Annotated in this window: 8 protein-coding genes; 3 read left to right on the top strand and 5 right to left on the bottom strand. The window is 64.6% G+C overall.

Annotated elements, in window-relative coordinates; genetic code table 11:
• Positions 1 to 217: 217 nt before the first annotated feature.
• The 3 genes from purL (at position 218) to ACQKPE_RS12400 (ending at position 5,052) form a co-directional block, all read left to right on the top strand.
• Positions 218 to 4,114 (top strand): phosphoribosylformylglycinamidine synthase, encoded by a 3,897-nt coding sequence (purL, locus tag ACQKPE_RS12410; protein WP_427666178.1) that lies wholly within the window; start codon positions 218 to 220, stop codon positions 4,112 to 4,114.
• A gap of 2 nt (positions 4,115 to 4,116) precedes the next feature.
• On the top strand, positions 4,117 to 4,428 hold the full coding sequence (locus ACQKPE_RS12405) for an NGG1p interacting factor NIF3 (protein WP_427666176.1): 312 nt from the start codon (positions 4,117 to 4,119) through the stop codon (positions 4,426 to 4,428).
• Positions 4,429 to 4,572: 144 nt separating this feature from the next.
• Positions 4,573 to 5,052, top strand: a complete 480-nt coding sequence (locus ACQKPE_RS12400) for a nuclear transport factor 2 family protein (RefSeq protein ID WP_427666174.1) — start codon at positions 4,573 to 4,575, stop codon at positions 5,050 to 5,052.
• A 143-nt stretch (positions 5,053 to 5,195) separates the two neighbouring features.
• Here ACQKPE_RS12400 and ACQKPE_RS12395 read toward each other — a convergent pair whose 3' ends face one another.
• The 5 genes from ACQKPE_RS12395 to nagA all read right to left on the bottom strand — a co-directional run bounded on the left by ACQKPE_RS12395 (position 5,196) and on the right by nagA (position 13,761).
• On the bottom strand, positions 5,196 to 7,241 hold the full coding sequence (locus tag ACQKPE_RS12395; protein WP_427666172.1) for an HET-C-related protein: 2,046 nt from the start codon (positions 7,239 to 7,241) through the stop codon (positions 5,196 to 5,198).
• Between the two features lie 212 nt (positions 7,242 to 7,453).
• On the bottom strand, positions 7,454 to 9,079 hold the full coding sequence (gene nagE, locus ACQKPE_RS12390) for an N-acetylglucosamine-specific PTS transporter subunit IIBC (RefSeq protein ID WP_427666170.1): 1,626 nt from the start codon (positions 9,077 to 9,079) through the stop codon (positions 7,454 to 7,456).
• 12 nt (positions 9,080 to 9,091) lie between these two features.
• Entirely contained in the window at positions 9,092 to 11,632 is a 2,541-nt protein-coding gene (gene ptsP / locus ACQKPE_RS12385) for a phosphoenolpyruvate--protein phosphotransferase (RefSeq protein ID WP_427666168.1), read from the bottom strand.
• An 18-nt stretch (positions 11,633 to 11,650) separates the two neighbouring features.
• Positions 11,651 to 12,661: an SIS domain-containing protein gene (locus ACQKPE_RS12380; protein WP_427666209.1), complete on the bottom strand. Its 1,011-nt coding sequence runs from the start codon at positions 12,659 to 12,661 to the stop codon at positions 11,651 to 11,653.
• Between the two features lie 8 nt (positions 12,662 to 12,669).
• A complete protein-coding gene (nagA, locus tag ACQKPE_RS12375) occupies positions 12,670 to 13,761 on the bottom strand; it encodes an N-acetylglucosamine-6-phosphate deacetylase (protein ID WP_427666166.1) in 1,092 nt (363 codons plus the stop codon).
• Positions 13,762 to 13,773: the final 12 nt, after the last annotated feature.

The raw sequence follows: 13,773 nt of genomic DNA, 5'->3' as shown, positions 1-13,773 counted from the left end.
GCACCATATCTCGACAATCTACGGGTTGTCTGGTAGCGCTTGTTGGGGTTGACGCCGTCATCGGCGAGGAATACGAAGCGTTTCGCCTGCTTTTTTCTGACCCTGAAGTCCGGTTCCACCGCCTGGCAGCATTGCCCTCTGGCGGGTGCCGAAAGCCGTGGAATTAGGCTAGAATGCACGGCCTCTAAGCACACCCCTTCCTGAGGCTGTCCCGACGATGTTGATCCTGCGCGGCGCTCCTGCCCTTTCTGCCTTTCGCCACGGTAAATTACTCGAGCAACTGAGCCAGAAAGTTCCCGCTGTTACTGGTTTGTATGCCGAATTCGCCCATTTCGCCGACGTCGATGGCGAGCTGACCGCCGAGCAGCAGCAGGTGCTGGGCCGTCTGCTCAAGTACGGCCCGAGCGTCCCGGTGCAGGAGCCGAGCGGCCGCCTGTTCCTGGTGGTGCCGCGCCTGGGCACCATCTCGCCCTGGGCCTCCAAGGCCAGCGACATCGCCCACAACTGCGGCCTGCAGGCCATCCAGCGCCTGGAGCGCGGCATTGCCTACTATGTCGCCGGTGAGCTGAGCGCTGCCGACGCCGATGCCATCGCCGCAGAGCTGCACGACCGCATGACCCAGCGCGTGCTGAGCCAGCTGGAGCAGGCGAGCGACCTGTTCAGCCACGCCCAGCCCAAGCCGATGACCTCCGTGGACATCCTCACCGGTGGTCGTGCCGCCTTGGCCCAGGCCAACGTCGACCTGGGCCTTGCCCTGGCCGAAGACGAAATCGACTACCTGGTCAACGCCTTCCAGGGCTTGCAGCGCAACCCCAACGACATCGAACTGATGATGTTCGCCCAGGCCAACTCCGAACACTGCCGCCACAAGATCTTCAACGCCAGTTGGGACATCGACGGCCAGGCTCAGGAAAAGAGCCTGTTCGGGATGATCAAGAACACCTACCAGATGCACAGCGAAGGCGTGTTGTCCGCTTACAAGGACAACGCCTCGGTCATCGTCGGCAACGTCGCCGGGCGCTTCTTCCCGAACCCTGAAACCCGCCAGTACGGCGCGGTGCAGGAGCCGGTGCACATCCTGATGAAGGTCGAGACGCACAACCACCCGACCGCCATCGCCCCGTTCTCCGGCGCCTCCACCGGCTCCGGCGGCGAAATTCGCGACGAAGGCGCCACCGGCCGTGGCGCCAAGCCCAAGGCCGGCCTCACCGGCTTCACCGTTTCCAACCTGCGCATCCCAGGCTTCGAACAGCCGTGGGAGCAGGCCTACGGCAAGCCGGGCCGCATCGTCGACGCCCTCGACATCATGGTCGAAGGCCCACTGGGCGGCGCTGCGTTCAACAACGAATTCGGCCGTCCGGCACTGACCGGCTACTTCCGTACCTTCGAGCAGAGCATCAACACCCCGCGCGGTGAAGAAGTGCGCGGCTACCACAAGCCGATCATGCTCGCCGGCGGCATGGGCAACATCCGTGAAGACCACGTGCAGAAAGCCGAAATCACCGTCGGCGCCAAGCTGATCGTGCTCGGCGGCCCAGCCATGCTCATTGGCCTGGGCGGCGGCGCCGCTTCGTCGGTGGCCACCGGCGCAAGCTCGGCGGATCTGGACTTCGCCTCGGTACAGCGCGAGAACCCGGAAATGGAACGCCGCTGCCAGGAGGTCATCGACCGCTGCTGGCAGTTGGGCGAGCAGAACCCTATCGCCTTCATCCATGACGTGGGCGCTGGCGGTATCTCCAACGCCTTCCCGGAACTGGTCAACGACGGTGGCCGCGGTGGCCGCTTCGAGCTGCGCAACGTGCCTAACGACGAGCCGGGCATGGCCCCGCACGAAATCTGGTCGAACGAGTCGCAGGAGCGCTACGTGCTGGCGGTCAGCGCGGTGGACTTCGAGCGCTTCAAGGCCATCTGCGAGCGCGAGCGCTGCCCGTTCGCGGTCGTCGGCGAGGCGACCGAAGAGCCGCACCTGACCGTCACCGACAGCCACTTCGGCAACACCCCGGTAGACATGCCGCTGGACGTGCTGCTGGGCAAGCCGCCGCGCATGCACCGTTCGGTCACCCGCGAAGCCGAGCTGGGCGATGACTTCGACCCCAGCGAGCTGGACCTCGACAGCGCCGTGCAGCGCGTGCTGAACCACCCCGCAGTGGCCAGCAAGAGCTTCCTGATCACCATCGGCGACCGCACCATCACCGGCCTCGTGGCCCGCGACCAGATGGTCGGCCCGTGGCAGGTGCCGGTGGCCGACTGCGCCGTCACCGCCACCAGCTTCGACGTCTACACCGGCGAAGCCATGGCCATGGGCGAGCGCACCCCGCTCGCGCTGCTGGACGCCCCGGCCTCCGGGCGCATGGCCATTGGTGAAGTGCTGACCAACATGGCCGGCGCACCGATCAAGAAACTCTCCGACATCAAGCTGTCGGCCAACTGGATGTCCGCCGCCGGCCACCCTGGTGAAGACGCCCGCCTGTACGACACCGTCAAGGCCGTCGGCATGGAGCTGTGCCCCGAGCTGGGCCTGACCATTCCGGTCGGCAAGGACTCCATGTCGATGAAGACCAAGTGGAGCGACGAGGGCGTCGAGAAGAGCGTCACTGCGCCGATGTCGCTGATCGTCAGCGGCTTTGCCCCGGTCACCGACATTCGCAAGACCCTGACCCCGCAATTGCGCATGGACAAGGGCGAGACCGACCTGATCCTGATCGACCTGGGCCGTGGCAAGAACCGCATGGGCGCTTCGATCCTCGCGCAGACCTACGGCAAGCTCGCCGCCCAGGCACCGGACGTCGACGACGCCGAAGACCTCAAGGCGTTCTTCGCCGTGGTCCAGGGCCTGAACATCGACGGCCACCTGCTGGCCTACCACGACCGTTCCGACGGTGGCCTGCTGACCACCGTGCTGGAGATGGCCTTCGCCGGTCACTGCGGCCTCGACCTGCACCTCGACCCGCTGGCCGACAGCCGCGGCGAAGTGCCGGCGATTCTGTTCAACGAAGAGCTGGGTGCAGTGATCCAGGTTCGCCAGGACGCTACCCCGGACGTGCTCGCCCAGTTCAGCGCCGCTGGCCTCGAAGACTGCGTGGCGGTGATCGGCAAGCCGGTCAACAGCAGCGAAGTGTCCATCAGCCTGAACGGCGAAGTGCTGTTCGACGACAACCGTCGTCAGCTGCAACGCCAATGGGCCGAGACCAGCTACCAGATCCAGCGCCTGCGCGACAACGCCGACTGCGCCGACCAGGAATTCGACGTCCTGCTCGAGGAAGACAACCCAGGCCTGTCGGTGAAGCTGGGCTTCGACGTCAACGACGACATCGCCGCGCCTTACATCAAGAAGGGCGTGCGTCCGCAAGTGGCGATCCTGCGCGAGCAGGGCGTCAACGGCCAGGTCGAGATGGCGGCTGCCTTCGACCGTGCAGGCTTTGCGGCCATCGACGTGCACATGAGCGACATCCTCGCTGGCCGTGTCGACTTCGAAGCCTTCAAGGGCCTGGTGGCCTGCGGCGGCTTCTCCTACGGCGACGTGCTGGGTGCTGGTGAAGGCTGGGCCAAGTCGGCCTTGTTCAACGCCCGTGCCCGCGATGCCTTCCAGGCCTTCTTCGAGCGTACCGACAGCTTCGCCCTGGGCGTGTGCAACGGTTGCCAGATGATGTCCAACCTGCACGAGCTGATCCCGGGCACCGAGTACTGGCCGCACTTCGTGCGCAACCGCTCGGAGCAGTTCGAGGCGCGCGTGGCCATGGTCGAGGTGCAGAAGTCCAACTCGGTGTTCCTGCACGGCATGGCCGGTTCGCGCATGCCGATCGCCATCGCCCACGGCGAAGGCCATGCGGAGTTTGCCAGCGAAGAAGCACTGCTCGAGGCTGACCTGTCCGGTTGCGTGGCCCTGCGCTACGTCGACAACCACGGCAAGGTCACCGAAGCCTACCCGGCCAACCCGAACAGCTCGCCGCGTGGTATCACCGGCCTCACCAGCCGCGATGGTCGCGTGACCATCATGATGCCGCACCCTGAGCGGGTGTTCCGCGCCGTACAGAACTCCTGGCGCCCGGACGAGTGGCAGGAAGACGGCGGCTGGATGCGCATGTTCCGCAACGCGCGGGTCTGGGTGAACTAAGGGTGTACAAGCTGGCCTTCTTCGTGCCGGCCAGCCATGTGGAGGTGGTCAAGGCCGCTGTGTTCGCCGCCGGTGGCGGACGTATCGGCGACTATGACCACTGCGCCTGGCAAACCCTCGGCCAGGGCCAGTTTCGACCGTTGCACGGCAGCCAGCCGTACCTCGGGCAGACCGGCCAGGTGGAGCAGGTAGAGGAATGGAAGGTCGAGCTGGTGGTGGCCGATGGGTTGGTTCGCGAGGTTGTCGCGGCGCTCAAGGCCAGCCACCCGTACGAGACTCCCGCCTACGAAGTCTGGCCGCTGGCCGATTTCTGAGATATCGACAAAGGGGCCGCATTGCGGCCCCTTTTGTTTTCAATCGCGGACTATCGTGCAGTCATTCTGGAGAATGATGCTACCGAGATTGTTCTTCGGTCGAGAGAATCGATGCCAACGCTCATGCCGACCGGAGGCCCTGCAATGTCCACGTTCCGTTTTGCCAAACGCCTTTCCACTGCCGTGCTTTTCGCGGTGCTTGCCTGCCTGACGATTCCCGCCAAGGCCGAGGACAACAAGGCCATCGTGTCCGCAGCCTTCGAGCGCTGGGCAGCCGGTGGCTCCAACTTCTTCAATGAAGTTCTGTCGCCCAACGTCATCTGGACGATCAAGGGCTCAGAGCCGAGTGCGGGCACCTACCGGGGCCTCAATGACTTGATGACCCGTGCTGTCCGCCCTCTCACGGCACGCTTGAGTACGCCGATCCGGCCAACCGCTAAACAGATCTGGGCCGATGGCGATCACGTCATCGTCAACTGGAAAGGCGAAGCCACCGCACGCGATGGCAAGCCCTACCGCAACGACTACGTCTGGATCATGCGCATGGAGCAGGGGCGAGCGGTGGAGGTGACGGCTTTCCTCGACCTGGCTGCCTATGACGCTGTGCTGCGTCGCATGCCATAAGACGTGGAGGACCAGGCCGGGAGAAACCATGCACCGGCCTCGGGAGACATTGCCCTGTCAAGGTGGTATTGAAAACTCAGTGCCATTATTCATGCCACGTAAATACCACCTTAACGTTCAAAGACGCCGTTGCGGGCGCTCGGTCAGAAAGGAGACAGGTTTTTCAGGGATTCATGATAAGCAATGATGTTATAGCCAACTTTCTCGTCCAGGCCACTGAGCCGCGCCTCCATCTCCTGGAGCGTTCTCTCCTGCTCTGCCCTCAGTAGCTCGAGTTCGCTGCCTTGCTTGATCTTTTCCGGATTGGCCTCGGCCCACGGCTTGACGATCTTTTCGTACCAGCTGAGACGCCCCGGATGAACGAAGAAACTGGTCGCCAGGGATGCCGGATTTCGATTGGTGTTGCCGTTCCAGTATTCGTATATGGCACGGCCAACGGTCTGCACGGCGTCAGTCGCCAAGAGGGCCGCAAGTTCATGGAAGCAGTGGGTGTCATGGTCCTTGGCCAGTTGGGAGTGGGTGACGAGTACGTTGGCGTCTGTATTGGGGTCGCCATCGAGCTTGAGTTGCAGCGTGCCGATGTTATCGCCCAGGTACTTCAACAATGGGTTCATGATTAGGTTCTTGGCGTGACTGATGGCATTGAGGGGTTGGGACATTACCCATGACGCTGCCTTGAGCTCAGGGATCATTGGGAGCCTTGCCAAGTTGTCGCGCATGCGCAACGTATCCTCTAGCGCCCTATAAGGTGCTGGGTTTGGATAGTCTTTCAGCAGGATCAGCAACATTTGCTCCGTGTCGCTGCGGTCTCCGGGCTTGGTTGGCTTGAATTCTAGGCTATCGGTCTTGAACAGGGCATCGGCCAAGGGCGTGGATAGGCTGGCCAATACATCAAGTTTGGAGAACATGCCGGTAACCAGGGCATGGCGAGCGGCTGGGTTGTCCGGTATATCGACTTCAGTGGTCCAAACTACGACGTCTTGGTAGTTGAGTTTTCGCAGGCACAGCTCGACAAAGTTCGAGTGAGCGAACAAATCTTCGAGTACGTGTAGCGCCTCTCCCAAGTAGCGCATGCCTTCAGGTGTCATGCCAGCGTCCTGTGCCGCGACCAGCTTGGCTTCCATGTAGTCGACCGCACTGTCGAAGTACCGCTTCCTTCCATATTCAGGGTTCAGTTCGTTGGCTGAGTCTTGCGGATGTACCACGGCCTCGAAGTCTGGGTCCTTGGCTTGCGGTGGTATTGCGTCCTCGTCGGTCCTGGTCGGGTTGTCGAGATGCTCTGAGGCACGATAGACGCCGAGCATTTCAGGCGTCACGGTGTATGTGGCACGACCTTCGGAAGTGTCCTGCAAGGTGTGGAATTTTTTTAAAGCGAGAAAATCGACCAGTTTCGTGAGCGCGGCTCGGGAAAACAGTGTTGGCGGTTGTAGGGGCTGACCGGGCATGTGAATCAGTGCGGCGTCGACGATTTGCGAATGGTCGCGTAGCCAGTTACCGAAGTAGATACTCATTATCTGATCGGCGTCGAAGCCGACTTCTGATAGCACCTTTTCGATGTTCCTATGACCGAACGATTTGGAGTGAAGGCCACCTTCAGGGGAAAAGCGTTTCTGCCGCGAATGCTCGATCGTTTCTTCGTCGAGATCCTCCAAAGGTGCAAACGAAAAGGTCAATGAGCCGCTGAGTTCTGGGCTGGTGTAGTCGCCATAGACGACGTCAGTGTTTGGTACTTGATCCATGAACATCAGCGTGGCCGCGTATTTATGGCCCAGGTCCTCGGGGGGGAGCTCGGCAGGGGTGGGGGCATCGCCTTCCGATGGGCCTGCAAGTTCCTGGTACAGAAGGTTGTAGACGTGCAGGCCAAAGGCCTCGAGCATGGCTGTCAACAGGCCGGCACTGTTTTCAGGGTGTGCCAGTGCCGTTTCGATCGCGGTACGGTCGACACTGATCACACGGGCCGAATAGTCATAGCTGGTCATGCCGCCTTCGCTGTCGCCCACCTGGTAGGTGGGCGGTGAGAACGTTCCGTCGAGTGCCGCTGCTTTCAGTGCCAGGAGACGATTGGCAGGCATATCCAGTCCGAAGACGGGTAGCAACAGCTGTGCGAAGAGCAGGTCGCTTGACTCTTTGGCAACGCGGCTTAGTTGGTCCATTGCAAAGGTGCTGGTCAGCGTGGTCGTGTCAGTCATTTCAGATAGCCTCGGGCTTGAGTGGGGCTATCACGATGCTGCCCTACCAATAGGCTTCGAAGCGGGAAGCTTTACATTGCGGGGCATTGTTGTTCGACGCGCTGCACGAGGGGTGGTTTTCCAGCTCATTGCTGGCGCGCATCATCAGTGGCTGACCGGCGTCGGGCAAGCCCGCTCCAGGGATTGCTGGTGTGCCTGGAGCGGCACTACGCTCAACCCTGCAACACCCGCTCCAAGCCAGGCGCCTTGTCCCCCACCAGCAAATGCCAAACGCCAGCGGCCTGTGGGCTAACCCCCTGGCAGCCGATGGCCGCCAGCCGCTCGCGCTGCACTTTGCTTTCATCCTTGAGCCGCACGCGCACCCGGCTCGACGCCACACACCGCGCCTCCAGCAGGTTGTCCCGCCCACCCAGGGCGTTCAGCCAATCGTCTGCGTGCAACACCTCGGTCGCCTGTGGCAGCTGCGCGCGAATCTCATCGGCCAGCGCATCGGCCATCGGGCCGACCACCACCTGCAGGCTGCCGCCGCTGCCGGGCCGTACCACAGCCATCGCGCCCAGGCGCTTCAGCACATCGTCGCGGGCCAGGGCTCGGTCGGCCAGCACCAGGCGCAGCCGCGTGGTGCAGGCATCTACACCTTGTACGTTGGACGCACCGCCAAGCGCGTGGATGTAGTCGCGAGCTCGTGTCCCATGGCCCACTGCGCTGGACACCTCGGCAACAGGTTGCTCTTCGCGCCCTGGCGTCTTCAGGTCGAAGCGGCGGATACAGAAGTCGAACACGAAGTAGTAGACCAGCGCATACGCCAGCCCCACCGGGAACACCAGCCAGCCATGGGTCGAGCGCCCCCAGCCAAGGGCCATGTCGATACCGCCGCCGGAGAAGGTGAAGCCCAGGCGGATGTTCAGCAGGTCGCAGATCGCCATGGAAAGCCCGGTGAGCAGGGCATGGATGGCATACAACAGCGGCGCCAGGAACATGAAGGCGAACTCGATCGGCTCGGTCACCCCGGTCAGCGCAGAGGTCAGCGCCATCGACAGCAGCACCCCGCCAATCAGCTTGCGCCGCCCAGGCAGGGCATGCCGGTACATGGCCAGGCACGCGGCGGGCAGGCCGAAGATCATCACCGGGAACATCCCGGCCATGAACTGGCCGGCATTGGGGTCGCCTGCGAAATAGCGCGCCAGGTCGCCCGTCACCACTTGCCCGTTGGCCGCTTCGAAGCTGCCGAAGACGAACCACACCAGGTTGTTGAGGATATGGTGCAGGCCGGTGACGATCAGCAATCGGTTCAGCACGCCGAAGAAGAACGCACCGATGCTGCCGCTTTCCAGCATGAGTTGGCCAAGGCTGTTGATGCCGTTCTGCACCGGTGGCCACACCAGGCCGAACAGAAGCCCCAGGGCGACCGCCGAAAGGCCGGTGGCGATCGGTACGAAACGTCGCCCGCCGAAGAACGCCAGGTAGTCCGGCAGGGTGATGTCCTTGAAGCGGTGGTACAGGCCACCCCCCAACAGGCCGCAGAGAATGCCCGCGAGCATGCCCATGTCGATCTTCGGGTCGATCACCTTCAGCGTGGCGATCAGCACCAGGTAGCCGATGGCGCCGGCCAGGCCTGCGGTGCCGTTGTTGTCGCGGGCGAAGCCTACCGCGATGCCGATGGCGAAGATCAGCGCCAGGTTGGCGAAGATCGCCTGGCCGGCGTCGTGCACCAGGGCGATGTCGAGCAGGTCGGTGTCGCCCAGGCGCAGCAGCAGGCCGGCGATAGGCAGGATGGCGATGGGCAGCATCAAGGCGCGGCCCAGGCGTTGCAGGCCCTGGATAAAGTGCTGGTACATGGTGCGTCCCCCTTATCGGTGCGTGGCGCGGCGGGCCGCGGGTTGCTGCGCGGGTTGCTGGAAGTCGCGACAGGCCTGGCGCACCGCCGCGGCGCTGGCCAGGGCCAGCAGGCCTTGGGCGAAGTGCGCGCAGTCGTGGCTGTCCAGTTGGCGGATACGCGCTTTGATTTCACCGACCTGCGGGGCGCTGACCGACAGCTCGGCCACTCCCAGGCCAACCAGTACAGGCGTTGCCAACGGGTCACTGGCTAGCGCTCCGCACACGCCGACCCACCGCCCGTGCCGCGCCGCGCCGCGGCAGGTCATGTCGATCAGGCGCAGCAGTGCCGGGTGCAGGGCATCGACGCGTGCGGCCAGGCCCGCGTGGTCGCGGTCCATGGCCAGGGTGTATTGCGACAGGTCGTTGGTGCCGATGGAAAAGAAATCGGCATGCTCGGCAAGGCGCTCGGCCAGTAGCGCCGCTGCCGGCACCTCGATCATCACCCCCAGTTCGGCGCGCTGGCGCAGGCCCAGTTCGTTGGCCAGCTGGTCGAGGCGCTGGCGTATGGCAAGCAGCTCGTCCACCTCGGTGACCATCGGCAGCATGATCCGGCAGCGGCGCTGCGGGCTTACTTGCAACAGTGCGCGCAATTGCTGGTCGAGCAGCTCTGGGCGCACCTGGCCCAGGCGGATACCACGCAGGCCCAGCACTGGGTTGGCTTCGGCCGGCAGCGGCAGGTAGTCGAGTTGCTTGTCGCCGCCCACATCGATGGTGCGGATGATCACCGGGCGCTCAGGCATGGCATCGAGCACTGCCTGGTAGGCGGCGCGTTGTTCCTGTTGGTCTGGCGCGGTATGGCGGTCGACGAAGAGGAATTCGCTGCGCAGCAGGCCAATGCCGTCGGCACCTAGCGCCAATGCCTGGGCAGCTTCTTCGGCACCGGCGACGTTGGCGGCCACTTCGATGTGCAGTCCGTCGCGGGTGCGCGCCGGCTCATGTGCCGCTGCTTGCTGTCGCTGGCGTTGCTCGCGGCGCTGGCGGCATTGCTGCTCGACATCGACCAGGCGCGCGGCGTCGGCGCGGGTTTCCAGGCGACCTTGCTCGGCATCCAGCACCAGCGGCGTACCCAGAGGCAGTGACAGAACCGCTTCGCCTAGCGCCACCAGGCACGGCAGGCCACGGGCGCGGGCCAGGATGGCGACGTGGGAAGTGGCGCCACCGGCCGCCATGCACAGGCCGGCGATGTCGTGGCGGGCGAGCAGCAGCAGGTCGGAAGGTGTCAGCTCGTGAGCCACGATGATCGCCGAAGGCGGTAGCTGCAACTCGCGGGTTTCACCCAGCAGGGCGCGCAGTACACGCTGTTGCAGGTCATGCAGGTCGTTGGCACGTTCGGCCAGCAAGGGGTTGTCCAGGCTACGCAGGACCTGGCACTGCGCCTCGATGGCGCGGCTCCAGGCGTGGCTGGCAGCCACGCCCTGGGCGATATGTTGGTGGGCGCTGTCGAGCAGCTCGGGGTCATCGAGCAGCGCCAGGTGGGCTTCGAGGATCGCAGCGGCGTCCTGTTGGCCGCGTGGCAGATGGCGCAGGTCGTGGTCGATGGCATGGCGTACCTCGGCCTGTGCCTTATGCAGGGCTTGGCGCTGGGTTTCGGGGTCGTTGTGCCCGGTATCCTGTGGCAGGGTGATGTCGTCGAGTCGGGCCAGGGGGCCGTGAGCCAGGCCGGGGGATGCGCAGACACCGGCCAGAATGCCCGGTTCGAGAGGGTTGGCTATGAAGGTGGGGGGCACCGGCGAGGGGGCATGCCGCTCGCCTACCGTGGGTGTTGCCAAGGCGGCGAGCAGTGCTTGCAAGGCGGCTTGGGCATCCGGCCCGGTGCAGCTGACTTGCACTTCATCGCCTTCCCCCACGCCCAGGGCCATCATTGCCACCAGACTGTTCAGTGCGGCTTGTCGTCCAGCGAAGTGCAACTCGGCCTTGGCCTGGAAGCCTTGTGCGGTGCGGCGCAATAGGGCGGCAGGGCGGGCGTGCAATCCGCCCTGATGAGCGACACGAGCAGTGCCGCTCACACTATGTAGGTGGGCGTCTGTCGGGGTGCTGGAAGTGCTGGCGTGGCCCTGCACCTCGAGCAGCGGTGTATCGGGCGTGGCGGTGCTCGCTTCGAGCCGCTGCACGGCGAAGTCTTCGCCATTGCCGATGAGCATCACCGTGACCAGGCTGACGCAATGCTGCGCCACTCGATCCAGGTCGAACTGCACCAGCGTTTGGCCGCGTTCCACCCGTTGGCCAAGGCTCACCTGGGGGGCGAAACCTTGACCCTGCAATTGCACGGTATCTACCCCGATATGCAGGAGGATTTCTGCCCCGTTGTCGGCTCGAAGGGTCAGGGCATGGCCGCTGCGTGCCAGCTGGACGACCTCACCGGCACAGGGCGCACGCAGGCAGTCGTCGATGGGGTCGACGGCAATGCCATCGCCCAGGGTGCGGCTGGAAAACACGGGGTCCGGGACCTGTTCCAGCGCCACCACCGGCCCGCTCAAAGGGGCATGAAGCGTGATTTTCTTATTGTTGGACATCCGCTGTTCCTCGTGGCGTCAATGCGTACGGGTGACTTTGCTCAGGTAGCGTGGTTGGTCCGGGTCCATCCCCCGGGCCACGGCCAGGTGGGCGGCCATGACGTAGAAGCTCTGGATCGCCAGCAGTGGGTCCAGCGCCGGGTGGCTGGCGCGGGTCAATGTGAGGTCGCGTTCGGCGATGTCGTCGGGGGCTGCCAGCAACACGCGGGCGCCGCGCTGGCGCATGTCGGCGGCCAGTTGCAGCAGGCCGGGTTGCTCGGCACCACGAGGGGCGAACACCAGCAAGGGGTACTGGGCGTCGATCAGGGCCATCGGCCCATGGCGCACCTCGGCGCTGCTGAAGGCCTCGGCCTGGATCACCGAGGTTTCCTTGAACTTGAGCGCCGCTTCCTGGGCAATGGCGAAACCGGCGCCACGGCCGATCACCATCAGGCGCTGGCTGTCTTGCAGCATGTCGACGGCGTGTTGCCAGTCCTGTTCGGCGGCTTGGCGCAACTGCGCAGGCAGGGCGTGGCCTGCGTCGAGCAGGGCACGGTCCTGGCCCCAGTGGGCGACCAGGCGTGCGCTGGCAGCAAGGGTGGCGACGAAGCTCTTGGTCGCCGCCACGCTCAGCTCGGGGCCGGCGCCGAGCGGCAAGTGGTGCTCGCAGGCTTGTTGCAGCGGGGAGTCTTCGGCGTTCACCAGGGATACGGTGGTTGCCCCGGCTGCACGCAGGCGGCGCAGGCTTTCGACCAGGTCCGGGCTCTGTCCCGATTGCGACAGGCCCAGCGCCACCTGACCACGCACGTGCAGTGGCGCCTGTTGCAGGGTTACCACCGACATCGGCAGCGACGCCACTGGCAGGCCCAGTTGCTGCATTGCCAGGTAGGCGAAGTAGCTGGCTGCGTGGTCGGAGCTGCCGCGGGCGATTGTCATCGCCACTTGCGGTGCGAGCCCACGCAGGGTTTCGGCCAGCGCCGCGCAGGCGGGCTCATGGTGTTGTAACTGGCGTTCGACGACATCGGCACAGGCGCGTGCCTCTTCGAGCATCCTTGAACTCACGAACGATCTCCTTCGACCATCACGGCGGTCAGATTGAGTTGACGATCCAGCAACACAGCATCCGCCCACGCCCCAACCTGCAAGCGGCCGCGATCGGCCAGGCCCAGGTAGTCGGCGGGGAACTGCGAGAGGCGCTGCGAGGCTTCGGCCAGGGGCAGGCCGACTTTCACCAGGTTACGCAGCGCCTGGTCCATGGTCAGGGTGCTGCCGGCCAGGGTGCCATCGGCCAGGCGCACCCCTCCCAGGCACTTGGTCACGGTGTGGCTGCCCAGGCGGTACTCGCCGTCGGGCATACCGGCGGCGGCGGTGGAGTCGGTCACGCAGTACAGGCAGGGGATGGCCCGCAGCGCCACCTTGATTGCGCCGGGGTGCACGTGCAGCAGGTCGGGAATCAGCTCGGCGTAGCGGGCGTGAGCCAGGGCAGCGCCGACGATGCCGGGCTCGCGGTGGTGCAGCGGGCTCATGGCGTTGTACAGGTGGGTGAAGCTGCTGGCGCCTGCCTCCAGGGCGGCAACGCCTTCTTCATAGCTGCCCAGGGTATGGCCGATTTGCAGGCGGATACCGCGTGCACTGAGGGCGCGAATCAACGGCAGGTGCCCGGCGATTTCCGGGGCGATGGTGATGACCTTGATCGGTGCCAGCGCGAGATAAGCCTCGACCTCTTCGAGCAGTGCCTGGTGCGCGAAGTTCGGCTGCGCACCCAGCTTGCCAGGGTTGATATACGGGCCTTCGAGGTGCACGCCGAGTATCCGCGCCGCCTGGCCACGGGGTTTGCACAGGTGTTCACCGAGGGCGCTCAGTACCGCGTGCAGTTCCTCGCGCGGAGCGGTCATGGTGGTGGCCAGCAACGAGGTCGTGCCGAAGCGCAGGTGGGTGCGGGCGATGGTGGCGAAGGCCTCGCTGCCTTGCATCACGTCGCTGCCGCCACCGCCGTGTACGTGCAGGTCGATGAAGCCGGGCAGCAGGTAGGGCAGGGTGTTGTTCGCCGGGTCGCAAGGCTCGCCCTCGATGGCGCTGATACGCCCGTCGGCCAGAACCAGTTGGCCACGCACCCAGCCAGTGGGGGTGAGGATATTGGCGAGTTCCATGGGGGGCTCCGG

It is taken from the genome of Pseudomonas sp. NPDC089554 (genome assembly GCF_050280645.1).
Taxonomy (GTDB): domain Bacteria; phylum Pseudomonadota; class Gammaproteobacteria; order Pseudomonadales; family Pseudomonadaceae; genus Aquipseudomonas.
This window is presented reverse-complemented; position numbering and strand designations above follow the sequence as displayed.

Bases quoted from the DNA above. Each gene is read 5' to 3' on its own strand.
- purL (WP_427666178.1), top strand. From the start codon at position 218: ATGTTGATCCTGCGCGGCGCTCCTGCCCTTTCTGCCTTTCGCCACGGT.
- ACQKPE_RS12400 (WP_427666174.1), top strand. From the start codon at position 4,573: ATGTCCACGTTCCGTTTTGCCAAACGCCTTTCCACTGCCGTGCTTTTC.
- ACQKPE_RS12395 (WP_427666172.1), bottom strand. From the start codon at position 7,241: ATGACTGACACGACCACGCTGACCAGCACCTTTGCAATGGACCAACTA.
- nagE (WP_427666170.1), bottom strand. From the start codon at position 9,079: ATGTACCAGCACTTTATCCAGGGCCTGCAACGCCTGGGCCGCGCCTTG.
- ptsP (WP_427666168.1), bottom strand. From the start codon at position 11,632: ATGTCCAACAATAAGAAAATCACGCTTCATGCCCCTTTGAGCGGGCCG.
- ACQKPE_RS12380 (WP_427666209.1), bottom strand. From the start codon at position 12,661: ATGCTCGAAGAGGCACGCGCCTGTGCCGATGTCGTCGAACGCCAGTTA.
- nagA (WP_427666166.1), bottom strand. From the start codon at position 13,761: ATGGAACTCGCCAATATCCTCACCCCCACTGGCTGGGTGCGTGGCCAA.